This window comes from Streptomyces sp. NPDC030222, assembly GCF_055573115.1.
In genome coordinates, this window is the sequence record NZ_JBVICA010000024.1 from 46,453 (window position 1) to 65,470 (window position 19,018).

A 19,018-nucleotide genomic window follows, 5' to 3' on the forward strand; every position below is an offset into this window, starting at 1 on the left:
CCTCTCCTCAGGCAGGTATCTGGGATATGTCCGGGACGTCTCGGTCGATGAGCTCGGGCCATCGATCCGCCACCCAGGCGTCGTTGTAGATGGTCTCCAGGTAGCGCTCTCCGAAGTCCGGAGAGATGGCCACCACGACGCTGCCGCAGGGAATCTCCTTGGCCTTTTCCTGGACCGCGGAAAGCACCGTGCCGCTGGATCCACCGAGGAGCAGACCGCGTTCCTCGGCGAGTATCCGGCACATTCTCACGGCGTCCGCCTCGGGAACGATGACGACTTCGTCGACCATGTCCTCGTCGAGTATCTCCGGGCGTCTGCTGGTGCCCAGTCCTGGAATGTGACGGCGAGCCGGCGGCCCGCCGAAGGAAACGGATCCCACGGAGTCGACGGCGATGATCCGGGTGGCCGGGCTGTGCTGCCTGAAGAACTCCGCGCAGCCCATCAGCGTTCCGGTCGTCCCCGCTCCGACGAAGACGTAGTCGACGTGACCGATCTTGTCGAGGACCGAGCGGCCCGTACGCTCGCGGTGCGCCCGGGGGCCGGCCGGGTTCGCGTACTGGTTCAGCCAGTAGGTACCCGGTTCACGTCGGACCCGGTCGTGGATGTAGTCGATACGGGACTGCAGATAACCTCCGTTGCCGTCCCGGACGTCGATCACGACGACCTCCGCGCCCAGCGCCTCCATCAGTCGTACCGACTGGGCGTTGGCATTGGGATCGGTCACACACGTCAGGCGATAACCCTTGGACGCGCAGACCATGGCGAGGGCCACACCGAGGTTTCCCGAGCTCGATTCGATGAGCCGCGTGCCCGGGAACCCGTGCCCTGATTCTTCCGCCTGGGTGACCAGTGCGATGGCTGTCTTGAGCTTGACCGAACCTGCCGGATTGAGGCCTTCGAGTTTGAGAAAGACGGTGCTTCCGGGCACCAGATGATCCGCCCGGATGAATAAGTCGTCCAATACCAGATCGTAAACTTCTTCCGCTATCACTGAAGTCCCAACATGTTCTTTGCGGGCACGCAGACGCGCGGCATCACGCCGGAACGCGAGAGCCCATGGGTGTGATGAATGCGCATGGATGGCGCGCATGGATGCAGAAGGTCGTATCCCCCGTTCACCGCCTAGGTGTCCCCCGAGACCGCGGCATTTGAATAATGACACAACCACATGCCGCTCGTCCAAGACAATTTTTCCCGCACCGAGACGTTAAGAATTAAACATTCCGAATGGTGCCTTGAACTCCGAATGCGCGTGTTCGTGGCGGGAGATGTGGGGGAGAGGGATTCCGGTCGTGCAGGTCCTCCACGAAGGAGTGCGGGAGGCGGCGGACGTGCGCTTCCCCCCCCGCCGGACCTGGGTACGGCCGCCACTCCCGCGGCCCTGGTGTCGGCCCGAAGTGCCCGTTGCTCCGGAGTCGTTCGCGGTCCACTCGGTGGGAGTCGCCCGGTGTGAAGCGTCCGTCCGGCTCCCGCACACGTCGCCTCGGCCGCCGCCCCGTCAACTTCCCGCCCGTGGCGTCCCGGCCGTGGCCCGGAGTCGTCGAGTGGCGCCTGTCCGCGATGAGGCGGGGGAGACCACGTCACATCCCGCCGATCGGTTCCGTCAGGGAGGCGTAACCACCAGCAATGCAAGGGCAGTTCACCACCGATCCGCGTGTGAACCTCCCAGTACACGGTGTCTCAGGGCAACGAACGCACCGAGTGCAGTGGCTTCAAGGGAGCAGCGCAGGACTGAGGATTCCAGCCACAGCCCGATGCCACCATCGGGAGGGAGCGGCTGCGTCGCCGGCAGGAGAGGGTTCGTCAGCAACCAGGATCGATGCCACGCGGGGGGTCGCGCACCTGGACGATGCCCGCCTACGCCTCCCAGTCCCAGCTGTCGAAATACACAGGTGTGCCCGTACGACGGGCGGTCATGACGGCCTCCAGCCGCGCGTGGTCCCGGCCTGGCATGAGCGCCGCCCACTCAGGCACCGTCAAGGAGCGGACCTCGTCGTGCTCGTCCGGGTCCAGGACGAAACCGGCGACCTGGTCGGCCGTGAGGCGGCCGCCGTCGAAGACGAACCCGACCGTGCTCAGCGGCCAGTCCTTCCCCGGCAGCCCGAACACCGCCGCCAGCAGCCGCGGCGGCCCCGGCACCACCAGCCCGGTCTCCTCCCGGCACTCGCGGACCGCGGTCTCCCACGGCCGCTCGCCCGCCTCCGCCACCCCGCCCGGCCACTGCCACGGATGGATGCTGGAGTAGGTGGCGCGCAGTTGGACGGGGCGATCGTCCTGATCCGTGAAGAACACGGCACCGAAGACAGACGCCTTCGGCAGCGTCGCGGCGAACTGCTCCGGCGGCAGCCACTCCGTGCTCATGACGCGCTGCCGCCGACCTGGACCGGGAGAAAGACCATCCGCATCAGCGAGGGCTGGGGCGAGGCGCAACCGAGCCCCTCGCGCAGAGCTGCGAAACCATCGCCGGGGTACGGCCCGCACAAGGTGACCCCGCCCGCCTCCCCATGGGGCCGGCCCGCTGCGCGCCCTTGGCCGCCCGCCAGGGCCGTGTCGAGCGGTGTCCACTTGGGGGCAGGAAACGGGACCAGAGGGTTCGAGGCCTGCGGTTGGTCGCCTGCGGTTGTGACCGTGGGATTCACGCCGTCCTCCGAACGAGCGCACGACTGGTACTGATGCACTGAGAACGCCCGTCGCCTTGGCCTCGTCACGGCTGATACGACACCAATCGGTCAACTGACGTTGCCGGTGCACGGCGAACCAGTACGGGCTCAGCTCACCCTCGCTCAGGAACGTGAGGGGCTGATCCTCCGCTTTGGCACGCCAGGCGTACGGGAACCGTCAAGCGACGCGGACGTCCCGGACGCGACGGGCCCGGATGAGAATCCACAGAGGTGCCAGCGTTCCGCACCCCACGTCCCGCCGCAACGCGTGTACCCCGGCTCGCTCGAAAGCCGCCAACTGGGGGCCCATCAGCTCCGTCATCACCAGAGTCACCCCGTCGCAGCCCTGGCACCGCCACGTCCACTCCATCCGCCGCTGCCACCAAGGCCGCCCGCCCGCGCCCGTGCGCACTCGTCTGCCAGCAGTGCCTGCACGGCCGGCTCGCCGTCGTAGAGCAAGACACCCACGAAGCGATCGGCTTCGGCCGGATCGCGCTCGATCCACAGCAGCAGCGCGCGGCCACCTTCGGCTTCGCGCTCCGCCCGGCCGCATGGGGGTCGGCTACGGGCTCGAGACAGTACGCCTTCTTCTTGCCCTCGGCTTCGAGGACTTCGGCCTTCATCGCATCTGGGGAGCCCGTCCACCGCTGAACGAGGCATCTGCAAGGACGATGACAGCGACGGGCCTGACCGAAGAAGGCCGTATCCGCGAGCACGTCCTCAAGGCCGGCAAGTGGCGGGACTCCGTCGTGCACGCGATGCTCGACCGGGATGGCGAGCTGCTCAGGGTTCAGTGCCACACGAGCACTGAGCAACCGGACGCCAGGTGAGCCGACTGGTCGACGACGACCGTCGAGCGCCGTCTTCCAGGCCCGGGCCGCGGCGGTGGCGTGGCGTTCGCCCCCGCCGACCCCCGGGCCGAGGAAGAGGCGATCACGTACAGACTCTCGAGTAACGGTCACGCATGGGGGTCGAACGGGATGCCGGCCGGCTTGGCCTTGGCAAGGTGACTCGCGAAACTGCCGTCCTTGAGCCCGAAGTGAGCGCTGCCGAAGTCGGCCTGGGAGAGCTTGTCGCGCAGGCCCGCCGGGTAGCCGTTCCAGCCGACGAGCTTGGGGAACTGCCAGGTGCGCTGGTGGTTCTCCGGTGGTTCGTCGTTGGAGTTGGCGGGGCGGAAGCAGTGGGTGCTCACACCGTCCTTGTGGTATACGACCTTCGGATGCGTGCCGTCCCAGCGGATCCGGTCCCGCGGGTAGATGTCGAAGTCCCCGTGGGCGGAGGTGGCGACGTACCTCGCCTGGTTGTCCTGCACCCAGACCACGACGTGCTCCCAGTCGTGGCGGTGTCCGCCGAGGCTGATGCCGGGAATCGCCTGGTCCTTCTCGAAGTAGAGCCCGTAGATGATGGCGCACCAGCCGTTGTTGCACTTGGCTCGTGAGTAGCCGTTGGTGTTGACGAGGTCCGATGCGTCCCGGCAGTTGCCGTTGAGCGCTCCGGTGGGCCTCAGGCCGGGGTTGATGGTGCCGTCGGGACCGATGGCCGGCGTCGAGTAGCAGCCGTCGGTGTCGTAGTCGAAGGCCGGCTGGAACGTCTGATCGAGCGCGTCCGCGTTGGCCGGCAGGGCGGGCGGCGGCGCGGCGAAAGCAGTGTTCGGAACGGTGAGCACCAGCGCGAACGCGCCGGCGAGGGTGAGCGAAGCCCTGCGAATTCTGGAGCGCTGCTGCACCAAGTCCTCCTGGAGACCGCGGTGTGGGGTACCCGATCCATTGGCATGTCCGCCACAGCTTTCAGGTCCTTGGCTGAAATGCCAAGAGGAGTGAGGTGATTATGTGATGAAGAGTGGACCAGGAAGGGGGACGGAGCCCGCCGAGCGAGCCACCTACGCTTCCCGCGCGCCCCGGGCAGCCCTCCTTCGGCACGCTGTTCGGGCCGAAGTCGGTCGTGCCGCTTGCCGAACACCGCCAGCCTGGATGGCGACACGGCGGTCGAGGAGTATCGATGTGCAGCCTCCGGGTGTACCAGACGAGTCGTGTCCCGTCCTCGCCGTTCCTGCGCTCATCGCGGGTGAAACCTGCCCGCAGGGCAGCGCGAACCAGTGGGCGCGGGCCGTGTTCCATGCTTGTGCGGCCTGATTCCACATGGACGAGTCGTTGCCACGGCGCACGATCATCGTGTCGCGGTCCAGCGGATGCCGGTTCCAAGCATCCTCCAGCAGTTCGGCGACCCGGCGCAGGAAACGGTTCCATCGCACCAGCAGCTGTGTGAGGTCCTGGTCTGACCACGGGCCAGCACCTCGGCCGTCGGGTGCACGTGTTACCAGCAAGTCCGCTCGGGCTGGATCCGCAGACGCTGGAACAGGGCCGCGGCGACCTCGTCGTAGACGTGACGCTGGCGACCGTTGGTGAAGACACTGCGCATGTAGCCGCGCGCGTGACGTAGGCGCTGAAGGCCGCCGTGTCCGGGTCCGTGGTGAACAGGTCGTACGGCAGGACGTGGGCGAACGCGCCCTTGCCGGTCATGGTCACTTCGCGGCGTCGCTGCTCGTGGATGATCCGGGCCCGCTTGGTTTCCATCCGGCGGAGCAGTCGGAAGCGCTTGTTGTACTGGCGTTTGGAGATCTCGCCGAGGCCCGCCGAGGTGCGCTCGGCGCGGTTGAGGCGGTCCATGCCGAAGTCGTTCTGCCCGTACGAGCGGCCGATCTCCTCACCCGCTCGCCGGATCACCGCCTCGATGCGGGCGGGGTCGTCCCCGGCGCTGCCCGGTAGGTCAGGCACGCTCGGGAACAGGCATGCCGCTCGGGCGAGCTGGCGTTGTGCACCGACCGGACGGGCGAACTCCTCCAGCATGGAGGTATAGCCGTGCCAGAGGTTGTGCAGTGAGTGCTCGGAGGCCTTGGCGAGCGCCGACTCGGTCGCGACATCCAGGTCGGTTCCCTGCGCGGAGTAGAGATCCTGGATGAGCCGGGCCACATCCTCCGGGCGCTTGCGCAGTGTGAGCGATGCGTGCAGTTCATGGAGGAGTTGCTCGACGACGGGCACGGCATGAGCCTCACCTTGCCATCAGCACGACGAGGTCTCCACCGGATGTCCGCCTGCAGCCTGCGCACGGCGAGTCGAGGGGGCGAGGTCGTCGCCGGCGTCCCGACGTCTGGCCGAGGCGATGCGGCGGACCGGGGCCGGTCCGGCGGCGGTCACGTCTCGGATTTCGTGGGAGGCCGTCCCTGGCCGCCGGGCTCATCGGGGGAGTGCTCCAGAACCTCGACGACCACGCGTAGGTCCGCTACGAGGCCCTGGTAGGCGGAGTCGCGGTCGTCGGCGCGAAGAACGGCGGATGGGTGAATCGTCGCCACCAATCCCCCGGCGAACGCTTCAGAACCATCGTGATCGTGGCGTGATGGCCAGGGCAGTAGGGCGCCTCGCTGTTCGCCTACCCGAAAGGACGGCCCCAGGAGCGCCTTGCCCGCCGTCGACCCGAGCACCACCACCACCTCCGGGGCGACTACCTTCAGCTCGGCCATGAGCCATGGCCTGCATGCTGTCATCTCTCTCAGGGTCGGTGCCTTGTGGATGCGGCGCTTGCGGCCTTGGAGGGTCGTGAACTTGAAGTGCTTGACCGCGTTGGTGACGTAGGTCTGTCGCGGGTCGATCCCCGCGTCCTGCAGCGCACGCGCCAGGACCTTGCCGGCCGGACCGACGAACGGGCGGCCCTGGCGGTCCTCCTGGTCGCCCGGTTGCTCCCCGACGATCAGGACGCGCGCGGAGCGGTTTCCCTCCCCGAACACGGTCTGGGTGGCATCCTCGTGGAGGGGGCAGCCCCGGCATGCGGCCGCGGCCTTCCGCAGGCCCGGAAGCCCCGCCCGTCGGTCGGGCAGGAACGGTGTGGCGTCGTACGCCTGTTCCGCTACGTCATCAGCCGTACGGACCATGACGACTCCTTTCCTTCACGAGCACGGCGCCCTGATGGCCCGGGCCCATGGGTGGCTTCCTCGGCCGCTCCTGCTGCGTCGTTTCGCGCGCCATCAGGGCTTCAACAGCGTTTTGATCATGCCGTCTTCCTTGGCCTGGAAAGTTTTGTAGGCCTGAGGGCCCTGCTCCAGGGGAAGTTTGTGGGTGGCGAAGGTCTCGACTCCGAGGGGGTCCTGGTCGTTGAGGAGGGGAAGGATGTCGTCGACCCAGTGCCTGACGTTGGCCTGGCCCATCCGCAGTTGGATCTGTTTGTCGAACAGGGTCATCAGCGGCAGGGGGTCGGCGGTGCCTCCGTACACACCGACGACTGACACCGTGCCGCCCCGGCGCACGAGTTCGATGGCCGTGTAGAGGGCGCTGAGCCGGTCGAGACCTGCATGTTCCATGAGGCGTTGGGCTACCGGGTCGGGCAGTAGTCCTATCGCCCAGTGGGCAGCCTTGGCCACCGGGGCCCCGTGGGCCTCCATTCCGACCGCGTCGATCACGCCGTCAGTGCCACGCCCGTCCGTCAGCCCCCGGACCGTCTCCGCCAGGTCCTTGCCGTGGCTGCGCAGGTCGAGCGTGGTCACTCCGCGTGAGTTCGCCCGTCCGAGTCGTTCGGCCACGAGGTCCACACCGATGACCGTGCGGGCACCGCGGTGCAGGGCGATACGCGCAGCCATCTCGCCGATCGGACCGAGTCCGAGGACGGTGAGGGTGCCCTCCGGGGGAAGGGCTGCATACTCGACCGCTTGCCATGCGGTGGGGAGCACGTCCGAGAGGAAGACGTAACGTTCGTCGGGCGGGCCGTGGGGGACCTTGACGGGCAAGGTGTCGGCGAACGGGACCCGCAGGAACTCGGCCTGACCGCCGGGTACCTGGCCGTAGAGCTTGGTGTAGCCGAACAACGAGGCTCCCATGCCCCGCTCCTTGACCTGCGTCGTCTCGCACTGCGACTGCAGCCCCCGGTCACACATGAAGCACCGGCCGCAGGAGATGTTGAACGGAACAACGACCCGGTCGCCGACGGTGAGTGCGGTCACCTCGGCGCCCACCTCTTCGACGATGCCCATCGGCTCGTGGCCGAGGATGTCGCCCGGATCGAGGTACGGGCCCATCACTTCGTAGAGGTGTAGGTCGGAGCCGCAGATCCCGGTGGACGTGATCCGGACGATCACATCCGAAGGTTCCTTCAGGATCGGGTCGGGCACGGTCTCGACCCGGACGTCACGCTTTCCGTGCCATGTCAGTGCACGCATGGTTCCTCCGCTCAGCCGCCGAGCGATCCGCTGCCGAAGGCGCCGTTGTCCTGGTCGTGCGTACGCCGTTCCTCGGATCCGGGCCGACTGCTATGTGGCTTGAGCTCGTGCGGCGACAGGCGTGAGCCGTCGTGGGGAAAGGACGACCCCGCCCCGGGCTGCCAGCCCGGCACCCGGCGGGCGATGCCGAGGGCCGACGCCACACGGGGGCCTTCGGCCAGGGCCTGGACGACTTTCGTCCCTACGTTGCCAGGTCGCGCCGATGACGACGACCCGGAGTCCGCCGGATCCCTTCGTGCCGTGCGATGCGTTGCCGGTCATGTCAACCGCCTTCCGCAGAGGTTTTCTCCCGGCAGAGATCGGCTACCCGAGCTGTGACGGGACACGCTGGCTGGTCTCCACCGCTCCTCCTGCGGCGGGCGAAGGTGCTCGCGGAGCAGTTCCAGTGCCGCGACGACCGCCGTCCGCTGGATCGCCTCACGGTCCATGGTCTCCTGCCTGCGTCGGCTCGGCCACGACCGTCCCCGTGCGACCCGCCGAGGGCAACGAACAGGGTTCCGATCCGATCCCCGTCCTGGGTGTCCGGGCCGGCGACTCCGGTGGTGGCCAGGCCGTACGAGGCCCATGAGCCGCCGGACACCCTCGGTTGTCTGCACCGCCACATCGGGGTGGACGGTCCTTTCGGTGTTCAACAAGGAGCGGTCGACACCGAGCACGGCAGCCTTTACCTCGGTCTGGTAGGCGATCACCCCACCGCGGAACGTCCGTGAAGCTCCCGGAGCTTCCGCGAGCGCGGCGCCAGCCGCGGCCAGCGGTGAGGGACGAGGCGACCGCGACCGTGTGCCCAGTAGCGTCCAGAGCGCGTGCGACCGACGCGCGAGCCGCTCCACCCGATCGAGCCCTCGACCGGCGGCCGGCGGGGCCCAACGTGAATTGGGCCGTATGGACGACAGATCCTTATCGTGAGGCGACTTCGGTGTGCCGTCTGCTACTGAAGGGGGGTGTTCATCGCTGAAGACATGGACCAGCTTGGATACCCACCCGCCAGCGTCACACTTACCGGGGCGGTCTACCGGTCCGCTGCCTCGCGTGGCGGCGCGGAAACGTCCGTGGCGGCCTTCACTCACAGTGTCCGTCGAGCACTGGGCCGCTGCACAGAGATCAGCGCGCAGGCCGACCGGCCTGACCTGGTGTAAACAAGCTTGTGTGGACACCAGCCAGCCTGAGGAGAAACCAGCGGGGCGATGCCACCTGTGCGGTGAGCCCGTCCTGGGAGACCAGGGGCTTTGCACGCGTGCACGGGACTCATCCTTCATCCATCCGGAAGATCCCAGCCTCGACGGTGAGCGACTCCTTGTGGCGTGCTCACCCGAGCACCTCACAGACCTGATCAAGCGGAGCAGCGAGCGGCCGTACTCCGAGGCCGAGCTCTGGGCTGGGAAGATCGAACGAGTCCTCGCCAATCACTCCCACGGTCTCAGCCTGTATGGGCTGGCCATGGAGTCAGGTCTGACCCAGGCGCAGATCGCAGAGGCCGCCATGTGGTCGGGCCAGGCCTCCGGCTCCTCCCCAAGAGTGCCTCCCACCTCTCGGTGAGCCCCGTTTCAGCACGTCCTCCAGCGCCACAAGGTGATCACATGGAGCTTCGATGAGGGCGGGAGCCCGGTGTGGCGACGCTCGAGCAGGTACGCGCGCGGTTGCCCGCGGTTCCACCCGGCCGAACCGGCCCGCGATCCGGGCCACGGCCTGGTCGAACAACGCCCGCCATCGGGCAGGGTCGACGCTACGGCCGCGGCCACCGCACGATCGTCAGGAGTCCACACAACCCCCGATGATCACGCGGTGGCCGCTCCCGCTCCTGGCCGGGTCCTGGGCAGTGCCGAACTCCTCACCTCGGTCCTACGCCCTCTGACCGACAAAACAAGCGCATGGACAGCGAACCTCTGCAGATCCCGCTTGATCAGCTTCGGCGTGCCTTTGACCTCGCCCTTCCACACATCGAAGCGTCAGCCGACAGTGCAGGGACGCTCGAACACGACCACTTCTGGTCCGTGCCGGGCGATGAACTCTACGACGTGCCCAACGAACCGAGAACGATCACAATCGGGCAGCTCTCCGAGTCGTGGAAGGCCCTTGAGGACCTTCTCTCCGACTCTGGCTCGCCGACGTCCCCGTGCGATTGGGCAGGACAACGCTCAGTAACCACCACATGCGCACCGTGACCGAGCGATGGGTGCAGACAGCCTCGATCCTGCATTCCGACGGGGACGCGATGGACATCGCCACCATCGACGGACGCATGGTGGGTGTGCGGGGCCGGGCGCAGGACCGTGTGAATCGCGGTCGGCTTGGGCCGAAGGAGTTGTTCGCGTGGGAGGCCAATGCCTCGCCGGACCGTCTGACCCGGCCTCTCGTCCGTGAGGGCGGGCGTTTCGTCGAGTGTGACTGGGACACCGCGAGGGATCGCGCGGTGGCCCGCTCCCAGACTCTGCTGGAGGAGTGTGGCCCTGGTTCCATCGGCTTCTACACGGACGGCCCTGCGACTACACCGGCCTGACCTACGAAAGGCTCCGCGGCGGGAGCGGCATCCAGTGGCCGTGCAACGAACAGGCCCCGGACGGGACCGAACGTCTCCACACCAACGGTGTTCGGTGGGCACACCCTGACGTCTGCGAGTCCTACGGGAAAGACCTGATCACCGGCGCGGCCGATGACGTCATCGAGTACCGCTCCCTCAACCCGGACGGCAAGGCCGTGATCAAGGCCGCCGACCTGGGCGCCAGCTCCCGACCCGGGCTGCCGGCCACGCAAGGCGCCGTCGAGGAAGCCGTCCTAGAACTGCTGGCCTGACGAGCTCGTGGCCGTTCACGAGTAGGAAGGAGGCCTTTCTCAACAGCCGGAGGTCGCCGCGGCTGTTGACCAGACGATGGTGGGTTATGGCGGCAGCGCGTCACACGTGAGAGACAGTGAGCCCTTACCAACCTGCCGTGCAGTTGGCCTGACGGACGGGTGAAGCCCCTGGTTGATGGGTTTTCGACCAAGAGAAGGTGTCCGCTGAGAAGCTCCTCCACGGTGGCGAGCCGCTGCCGGTCACGGCGCTGGTTGCGACTTGGCAGCCGATTCCACCGTGTCCGCCCCCTTCCGCTCCACCACTGCGCGCGATCTCGGTCCACTCATCCCCGCGACCGGTCGGCCGTGAGCTCCGATCGGCCGCGCTCCGACCGGAGAACATCGCAGAGGCGTCCAGCCGGACGGCCTCGCCATCGCGGGCTTGCCAGCGCGACAGTGGTCGTGGCCCCTTCGGCAGCCTGGTGCGCGACCCGATCGTCGAGCATTCGCCCCTGGTGGCCACGGGCAGCGAGCAGGTGCCGATCCCCTCGCAGGGAAACCGACGGCGATCACGGGCCGGGCCGCGCAGATCAGCCCGGCTCGGAGAGCCGGTAGACCCGGCGGGCGTTGTCTCGCCCGGTCCACGTGGCGATGCGGAGCGCGTCCGACAGGCAGAGCTCGTCCTGGTTCACGCGGTCCTGGAGCAGCGAGGCCAGGCCATGCCGGAAGGCCATCGAGCCAAGGTGGTAGAACTCGGCCGCCCCGTAGGCGTCGGAGCTGTACAGCAGCTTGCGGAACGGGGTGATCTCCAAGGCCTCTTCAAGGATGGCCCGCGCGCGGGACGGCCCGACGTAGTGCAGGGTCAGGCCGACGTCGAGGTGCACCTGCTCGAACACCGTGGCGAGAAAGGCGGCTTGGCGCTGGTAGGGCCAGCAGTGCAGAAGCAGCACGGGGACGGTGCCGGCGGTCAGGTGGAGCCAGTCGGTGAGATGGGTGGGGTCCGCCTTGTGCAGCCGGATGTCGCTGTCCCCGAAGCCCGTGTGCAGCTGCAGCGGAAGGCCCAAGACGACGGCTGACCATAGCAGGTGACGCATCAGCACGGGGTCATCGAGCCGTGTGCCGGTGCCGGTCAGCCACCGTTGCGCGGCGCGGGTGACGTCTTCGCCGTCCGGGCGGCGCGGGTCGAGGTCGAAGCCGGTGCGGTAGGCGGCCACCGATTTCACAGCGACGGCGTTCGTCCGGTCGACGGTCTCCCCCAGCGCGGCGGTGAACGCCGCAGCATATTCGTCCGGTTCCACGCCCCCGGCCGCCACGGACTCGGCGACGTCTTCCAGCCGGACGACGTGCAGCCCGGTCGCCGTTCCGCCGGCCGTCGCGGCGAGCTCCGCGGGGGTGGTCAGGCCTTCCGGGGCGTACCCGGTGTCGACGCAGAACACGTCGGTGCCCGCGCGTGTGAGGAACCTGCGGTTGACCTCTCGCCATCCCAGCTCCGCCCTGCGGGACGTGTAGTCCGTGGCGGGTGCGTGCCGGGGCAGATCGAGGAGAGGGGCGCAGTGCCGGCGGATCGCCACGCCGACGGGGCTGTCGAAGGGCGTGATCCCGCTTCCGGGCCAGGCGTCGCCTTCGGTGATGAGGGACTCGAAGTGCTCGGGGCTCAGATCGGCGGTGGCGACGCCGTGGCAGTGGTGGTCGACGAGTGCCAGATCCGACAGGGTGTCGAAGAGCGCTCCGGTGCCGGACGCTCCCTGCATCAGTACCGCCACCGGTAGGCCGCCGCGATCTCGCCGTCGTCCCTCCCGGCGACCGCCGCGGCCTCCCCGAGGCGTACCGCGATGACGGCGTCGGCGAGGACCCCGCCCAGGGCGGCACGCAGCAGGGTGTCCTTGCGGAATTCCGCGACGGCATCCTCCACCGACGTCGGCAGGCGGTGGATGCCACGTGCGGCCGCCTCGGCCTCCGGCAGACGGGCGGGATCGCCGGTGGTCTCCTCCGGCAGGACGGCGGCCGATTCGACGCCGTCCAGGCCGGCGGCGATGAGGCAGCCCAGAGCGAGGTACGGGTTGGCGGCCAGGTCGACCGGCTTCACCTCCAGGTTCGCCGTGCGGTCCCGTGCCCCCACCGTGCCAGTGATGACGCGCAGCGCGCACTCACGGGTCTCGTGCCCCCAGGCGGTGAAGGCGCCGGCCCATTGGGAAGGCCTGAGCCGCAGATGGCTGGCCGGGCTCGGCGCGGTGACCGCTGTGAGAGCGGGCAGGTGCGCGAGCACACCCGCGGCGAACGCTTCCGCCTCGGCGGTCATGCCGTACCGCCGGTCGCCCCCGGCATGCAGGTTGACACCGTCGCGCCAGGCGGAGAGATGTACGTGGCCGCCGTTGCCGACCTCCTCGGCGACGACGGCCGGCGAGAACGACACACGCAGGCCGTGCCGCTGCGCCACCGCCCTGATCGTCTGCCGCACCAGGACGCTGCGGTCTGCGGCGGCCACCGGGTCGAGCGCGCCCACCGACACCTCGAACTGGCCGGATGCGTACTCGGGGTGGATCTGATCCACGTCCACGCCCTGAGCCGCGAGCGCGGCCATCAGGCCGGCGGTGCAGTCTCCGAGCTCGACCTGACGGATGGCGCCGTACGCGGGACCCGAGCAGGCGGGGGTGAAGTCGTTGTCGGCCGTGGCGTGGCCGAAGGCCCACTCGATCTCGACGGCGGCCCTGAAGTCGATGCCGTACCGTTCGGCGGCTTCGGTGACGATTCGTCGGAGGGCGGTGCGGCTGCAAGCGGGATGGGGTTCGCCGTCCTGGGTGATCCGGTCCACCGGTGCCCACGCCCAGCCCGGCTGTCCGGCCAGCGCGACGAGGCGGTCGAGGTCGGGATAGAGGCGTAGGTCGCCGTCCGGCGAGCCCAGGACGTCTGTCGTCACGGTCGAGTCGTCCGCCAGGAAGGTGTCGAAGACGGGGGACATGCCGACGCCCCACGCCACCGCGGAGGCGAGCCGGGCGACCGGGACGGTCTTCACCCGGCTGATGCCGGCGGTGTCGACGTACGCCAGGACGACGCCGTGCACCCCGCGCTCGGTAAGCCCCGCGCCGAGTGCGCTGGCCCGCTCGACGTCCCCCGGCCGCCCGCCGGGCATGGGGTCGCCGGGCGTCCCGGTCTCGGCTGCGGACGCGATGGCGGAGGCGCCGTGCTGGAAGTCGGGTTCTCTGTTCACGATCACCGTCTACCCGGGGCACGCCTTTCGGTGTCCCAGCGCGGTCGTTTTCCGCCGGACCGGCCGCGTCGACGCCGCTCCGCCGGCTCTCAGCGACCCGCACAGCTCACGTGGCCGTGCACGACGTCGTGCTCGACCAGGTCGCCCCTGGACGGCGCCCCGATGTCAGGGCATGGAGTGGTTCGAGGCGTCGACGTACGTCGGGGGCGACGCTGTCTTTGGCTGCCGGCCGCAAGCAGCCAGGACGGGCGGCGATCGCCCTGCGTCCGGTCGTATCCATGCCAGCCCTCACGCTCGAACAGGTCGAGGCAATCGCCCGCGAAGGAGTGACGTTCGCCGACCGGGGAGCCGGTCTATCTCGTGAGCCGGGAATGCTGCACGTCAGGTGGCTGCGACCGGTCGCGCCGTGGCATGCGGCGACGGCCGGGTCGGTGCATTCTGTCGTACGTCTGCTCCGCGTCCTTGAGGTAAGCGGTGACCAGCCCGGGGGTCTGCTCGGCCAAGGCGCGCAGGATGGTGAGGGCTTCGGTGATGTGCTCCCGGGCTCGCGCCTCCGCATTCCCGGCCTGCCAGTCGGCTCGGGCCTGCGCGTACAGCGAGACAGCGAGGTCCAGTCGGTGTGCGGTGGGGTCCGTGGCCACCAGCCGACGGCTCAGGGCGACCGCCCGGCCGGTGGCTTGTGCGGCCCCCTCGTGCCGGCCGGTCTCGGTCAGACGCAGGCCGAGGTGGGCCAGTGCCCGGGCCAGCTCGCGCTCGTGGACCGTCGGGTCCTGCGCGGTGAGGTCCTCTTGGACGCGCACGGCGTCTCGGGTCACCGCGAGGGCCGCCTCATGATCGGCGGCGCCGGTGGCGAGGTGGTGGCCATAGACGACCAGCAGGCCCGCTCGAGCGCACTGTGCCTCCACACCGGTACCCAGGGGCACGTCTGCGGCACGTGCGAGGAGACGCAGGCCCGGCTCCGGCCGGTTGGTCTCTGCCAGGTGCATGCCGAGGACGGTCATCGCCGCGCTCTGCAGCCGCTGGCGCACCAGGCCCAGCGTGTCGTCGGGCAGGTCTGCGGCCATGTCGGCGGCCGAGCGCAGTATGTCCTCGGCCTCGGGCTGCCCGTGGATGTGTTGCTGGGTGCCGAGCGCGCACAGGGCACCGACGAGCAGGGACCGGTGGGCCGCATCTGCGGGAGGGGTGTGGCCCCAGACCTTGACCGCCTCTTCGGCGACCGGCAACGCCTCGCCGTGGCGGCCCGCCTGCGTCAGCACGTACGTCAGAGTCAGCAGGGCCTGGGCCAGCACCGGCCGGTACCGCGTGTCCTCGGCCGCCAGCTCCCGGTGGACGGCCGCCGCCCTGCCCAGTGGCCCCGCTGCCTCGCCGTAACGTCCCAGACGTGTGAAAGTGACACCGAGCAGGGTCAGTTCTTCGCAGTAGCGCGTCAGGTGGGCCGTGGGATCCCGCCGCACCAGGGTTGTCCGGACCCGTAGCGTCTCCTGTACCGCGTCCGGCACCTCGTCGGTACGTCCCAGGACGACGAGGAGCAGGTGACGGATGGACAGGGCCGTGACGAGCCGCGGGGCGCAGGCTTCCGGTTCTTTGCGCATCAGCTCCCGGTAGACGGTCACCGACTCCTCGACGGTGTGCAGTGCATCTTTTGGCCGGTGCAGGTCGGACAGGCACACCGCCTTGTTCGCCAGCGCTGTGGCGAGTGTTCCAAGAGCGGCGTCGGCCGGGGGTGCGGGCGTTGCGCGGCGGCTGATCCCGATTGCTTCGTCGAACGCATCCAGGGCCTCGGCAAGGTGGTCGAGAGCCTTGAGATGCAGACCGTACGTGTTCAACGCCGTGCTCAATGCGACGAGATGGGGCCGCGGGTGTTGGTCGGCCAGGGTTCGGTAGAGGCTCACGGCCTCCCGGGCGGCCTCGAGTGCCTCGTGGCCGCGGTCCGCCTGCGCCAGCTCGTCGGCGAGCGTGTTCAGCGCCATGGCGAGGTCGGCCCGGTGCGCACTTGGGTACTTCGCCGCGATGGGCCGGTACAGGTCCACGGACTCCTGAGCGGCTGCCAGGGCCTGCGGGATCCGGCCCGCCTTCTCCAACTGGCATGCCAGGGTGTTCAGACTCATGGCCAACGGCTCAGCGTAGGCTGTCAGATCGCGGTGGGCGAGGTTCCGGTAGAGGCCTACGGCGTCCTCGGCCGTCGCCAGGGCCCTGTCCTGGTGTCCCATCTCCTCGAGGTCGATCGCGAGGGCGTTCAGGCTGCGGGCCAGGGCGGCCAGGGAGGCGGCGGGGCTCTCGCGCGCCAGCTCGCGCCGGATGTCCGCGGACTCCTCGGCGCACCGCAGTGCCTCTGTGTGCCGACCGGCGCCACGCAGACACGAGGACAGTGTGCCCAGGCTCATGGCCAAACCGGCCCGGTGGGCGTCCGGGTGTTGCTGTGCCAGGGCGCGGTACAGCTTCGCGGCCTTGCGGGCCTCACAGAGCGCCTCGTGCACGCGGCCGGTCTGCTGCAGACGGATCGCCTGATTGTTCAGCGCGGCCGCCAGATCGGGCCGGAAGGCGTCGCCGTGCTGGTCGACGAGGTGCCGGCGTACCGCGATGGCCTCCTGGCTCGCGGCCAGGGACGCCGGCAGCCGTCCGAGTTCCCCTTCGGTATTGGAGACGGCGTTCAGGGCGTGCGCCAGTTCGGGCAGGGACGCTCCATCGTCCCACTGGCCGATCCGCCGGTAGAGCCGGACAGCCTGGTGAGCGGGGAATGCCGCCGCCTCGCGCCGCCCCGACGCCCCCAGGGCCACGGAGATGTTCAGCAAGCACGCGGCGAGCTGCACTTCGTAGGTGCGCGGGTCCTGGCGGGCGAGGGGCCTGAGCAGTCGTAGCAATTCACGGGCCACCTGGTACGCCTCCGTCCACAGGCCTGCGTCACCGAGTCGGCAGCACAGCAGACGCAGTTGTCCGGCGAGATCGGGCAGACGCGCCGGGTCCTGTGCGGCCCAGTCCCGGTGCAGCCCCACCAGCCGCCGTGTCAGGTGCAGTGCGAAGCCCGCCAACCGGTGGGTGGGGCGCGGCAGGTGTCCGGCGAGCCGGAGCAACTGCGTGGAATCCGGGTCAGGTGCGTCGGCCAGCTGGTACAGGGCTGCCAGCAGTGGGTCCGGCCGTTCCACATGGACGGCCACGTCGATGGCCGCCGTGGCCAGCGTGTCGGCGTACCGGACACACAGGTGCGTGAGGCCTGCGTCCAGACGGCCGCGGTGGGCAGGGTGGCCGGCGGCGCGTGCGGAGACAGTCAGCAGGCGAGTGGCCTGGGCCTCGCCGGCACCGTCCAGCAGCCGTTCGGACAGCTCGGGTGCGCTGCCCAGAAGCGCCCCTACGAAGAACTCGGCGAGCCGGTCCGGGTGGAGGCTGCCCCATACCTGCGTCCGGTCGGGCGGCGGATACAGCTGGGCGATTCGTTCGCGGAGGGCATCGAGGGTGTCCGGGCTGTGATGTTCCAGGCCCGGCACCCGGGCGAGAAGGGCGCGCGCCCCCTGGTGGTCGTGCGCGCCGCAGAGGAAGACGGCGGTAAGCGCAACCTCGGTCTTGGCCAGGCTCACACCCGACGCCTCGCTGGCAGCCCGCCAGTAGACCCGTTCGTGGCTCAGCAATCGCTCCTCCGCCGAACCGGGGCCGGGGGATGGCGACGGGCGGTCATCGCCTTCGTCGACGGCTTCCACCGCTGCGTCCAGCAGGTCGGCGAGCGCGGTCATGTGCAGGGTGAGCGCACAGTCCATACCCGGGCGTTGTAACCGGTGCGCGGGCAGGGCCAGCACGCGCGCCGCCAGGGCCGTCCAGTCGGGGCCCTTTTGCCCCGGCACCTGCGGCAGGGCGGCGGCCAGTGCATCGACGGCCTGGCGATAGGCGTCGACACGATCGGCGGCGTGCGGCTCCAGCGGCGGCAAGAGCGTGCCCCGCACCGCGTACAGATCCTCGATGCGGGCGCGGTCCTGCAACTCCAGCCACCAGTCGTCGGCGGTCCGGGCCAGCAGCAACACCTTGAACGGTGTCGTGTCCGGGCTGCGCAGGGCCGCGCGCAGCAGGGCGAGCAGCTGGTCCGGGCGCGCTTCCGCGTAGTCGACGACCACGACCACCGGGCCGGGCGGGCTGCTGAGCGCCGTCAGGTCGGCGACCGCGGCGTGCTGGCCGAGCCAGAGGACGTTCCACTCTTTTCGAACCAGCTCGTCGGTGAAACGGCGGGCGAGCCGAGTCTTGCCCTGCCCGCCCGGCCCGTACACCAGGTGCACGCCGAATCCCGGCTCGGCACACCAAGCCGCCAACTCCTCCAGCAGATCCGCGCGGCCACGGAAGGGGACCACCGCACGGTGTGCCTCCAGCAGGGCCGACGGGGACCGGGGCGTTCGGGTCCTGCCGACCAGATCGTCCCATTCCAGCCACCTCTGCCGCAGGTCCGGACCCGAAGCATGGAAGGTCAGCGTGTTGTTGTCGCCGGTAACGACGGCGAAGACGTCACCGTCGATCGCCACGGCGCCCTCTCCGGTGGCCTGGACGGCGGCAGGCCGCAGCAGGTTCCTCCACCGTGCGGTCATGCCGCGTCTCCCTCGTTGCCGGTGTCGGCGAAGCCGACGTTCCCGTCGACGGCGATGCTGCGCTCGCCCGGCGACCGCACCGCCCCGGCCGGCTCTCGGCCTGCGTCGCCCGAGGGGACGGGCGACGCGGCGGCGGGATCCACAGGCCGCGCACCTTGACGTCGATCACCGGTGGCTGCGTAAGCGATGCTGCCCCTGACCGCGATCGAGCGGGCTCCGCTCGCCTCCACCGGGCTGTCGGCTTCAGTGCGGTGCAGGCTGAAGAGGGACACCACCAGCCCGGCGAGCCCGACGACCGCCCCGATGACGCTCGCAGTCCGGTCGGCGGTGTCCAGATCCACCATCAGCGCCACGACCGTCAGCCCCACCGCAGTCAGGCCACATAGCACCGCCACCGCTGTAACAACGACTTTCGTCCTCCCCGTCATGTGGTCATACTTCCGGCTCCTCAGCCGGCGGGGAAGCAAAACGGCGAAGTGCCCATCGCAAGGACCTGACCGGATGTTGCCCAGTCGGAAGCGCGGTGTCCGGGAGGCTCATCGGAAGTCTTCACGCC

At 69.4% G+C, this 19,018-nt stretch carries 12 protein-coding genes and 2 pseudogenes; 3 read left to right on the forward strand and 11 right to left on the reverse strand.

The genetic code is table 11. The features are described 5' to 3' along the window. Positions 1-7 precede the first annotated feature (7 nt). Together sbnA and ACZ4Z5_RS28025 are read right to left on the reverse strand one after the other, a co-directional pair. Entirely contained in the window at positions 8-961 is a 954-nt protein-coding gene (gene sbnA, locus ACZ4Z5_RS28020; RefSeq protein ID WP_468267548.1) for a 2,3-diaminopropionate biosynthesis protein SbnA, read from the reverse strand. Positions 962-1,857: 896 nt separating this feature from the next. Continuing rightward, a complete protein-coding gene (locus ACZ4Z5_RS28025; RefSeq protein WP_468267550.1) occupies positions 1,858-2,361 on the reverse strand; it encodes an NUDIX domain-containing protein in 504 nt (167 codons plus the stop codon). Positions 2,362-3,101: 740 nt separating this feature from the next. Between ACZ4Z5_RS28025 and ACZ4Z5_RS28030 the strand changes: the two are divergent. Continuing rightward, positions 3,102-3,490, forward strand: a pseudogene (locus ACZ4Z5_RS28030) (GNAT family N-acetyltransferase); the annotation flags it as partial. A 128-nt stretch (positions 3,491-3,618) separates the two neighbouring features. On the opposite strand, the gene ACZ4Z5_RS28035 reads toward ACZ4Z5_RS28030, so the two are convergent. From ACZ4Z5_RS28035 to ACZ4Z5_RS28055, 5 genes are all read right to left on the reverse strand, one after another. Continuing rightward, complete coding sequence (locus tag ACZ4Z5_RS28035) at positions 3,619-4,386, reverse strand: NPP1 family protein (RefSeq protein WP_468267552.1); 768 nt, start codon at positions 4,384-4,386, stop codon at positions 3,619-3,621. Positions 4,387-4,447: 61 nt separating this feature from the next. Continuing rightward, positions 4,448-5,698 (reverse strand): hypothetical protein, encoded by a 1,251-nt coding sequence (locus ACZ4Z5_RS28040; RefSeq protein WP_468267554.1) that lies wholly within the window; start codon positions 5,696-5,698, stop codon positions 4,448-4,450. A 152-nt stretch (positions 5,699-5,850) separates the two neighbouring features. Further along, entirely contained in the window at positions 5,851-6,585 is a 735-nt protein-coding gene (locus ACZ4Z5_RS28045) for a UdgX family uracil-DNA binding protein (RefSeq protein ID WP_468267556.1), read from the reverse strand. Positions 6,586-6,678: 93 nt separating this feature from the next. Continuing rightward, positions 6,679-7,863, reverse strand: a complete 1,185-nt coding sequence (locus ACZ4Z5_RS28050; protein ID WP_468267558.1) for a zinc-dependent alcohol dehydrogenase — start codon at positions 7,861-7,863, stop codon at positions 6,679-6,681. Positions 7,864-8,180: 317 nt separating this feature from the next. Beyond that, positions 8,181-9,179 (reverse strand): CinA family protein, encoded by a 999-nt coding sequence (locus ACZ4Z5_RS28055; protein ID WP_468267560.1) that lies wholly within the window; start codon positions 9,177-9,179, stop codon positions 8,181-8,183. 893 nt (positions 9,180-10,072) lie between these two features. Between ACZ4Z5_RS28055 and ACZ4Z5_RS28060 the strand changes: the two are divergent. Beyond that, a pseudogene (locus ACZ4Z5_RS28060) lies at positions 10,073-10,399 on the forward strand (nitrate reductase); the annotation flags it as partial. Continuing rightward, on the forward strand, positions 10,363-10,713 hold the full coding sequence (locus tag ACZ4Z5_RS28065) for a hypothetical protein (RefSeq protein WP_468267562.1): 351 nt from the start codon (positions 10,363-10,365) through the stop codon (positions 10,711-10,713). The pseudogene ACZ4Z5_RS28060 and the gene ACZ4Z5_RS28065, both read left to right, overlap by 37 nt. A gap of 569 nt (positions 10,714-11,282) precedes the next feature. Here the strand turns inward: ACZ4Z5_RS28065 and ACZ4Z5_RS28070 are convergent. The 4 genes from ACZ4Z5_RS28070 to ACZ4Z5_RS28085 all read right to left on the reverse strand — a co-directional run bounded on the left by ACZ4Z5_RS28070 (position 11,283) and on the right by ACZ4Z5_RS28085 (position 18,830). Continuing rightward, complete coding sequence (locus ACZ4Z5_RS28070) at positions 11,283-12,443, reverse strand: amidohydrolase family protein (RefSeq protein ID WP_468267564.1); 1,161 nt, start codon at positions 12,441-12,443, stop codon at positions 11,283-11,285. Next, entirely contained in the window at positions 12,443-13,822 is a 1,380-nt protein-coding gene (locus tag ACZ4Z5_RS28075; RefSeq protein ID WP_468267742.1) for a type I glutamate--ammonia ligase, read from the reverse strand. Before ACZ4Z5_RS28075 ends, ACZ4Z5_RS28070 begins: the two co-directional genes overlap by 1 nt. A 431-nt stretch (positions 13,823-14,253) precedes the next feature. Then, positions 14,254-18,462 (reverse strand): tetratricopeptide repeat protein, encoded by a 4,209-nt coding sequence (locus ACZ4Z5_RS28080; protein WP_468267566.1) that lies wholly within the window; start codon positions 18,460-18,462, stop codon positions 14,254-14,256. Then, positions 18,459-18,830 (reverse strand): hypothetical protein, encoded by a 372-nt coding sequence (locus tag ACZ4Z5_RS28085; protein ID WP_468267568.1) that lies wholly within the window; start codon positions 18,828-18,830, stop codon positions 18,459-18,461. Before ACZ4Z5_RS28085 ends, ACZ4Z5_RS28080 begins: the two co-directional genes overlap by 4 nt. Positions 18,831-19,018: the final 188 nt, after the last annotated feature.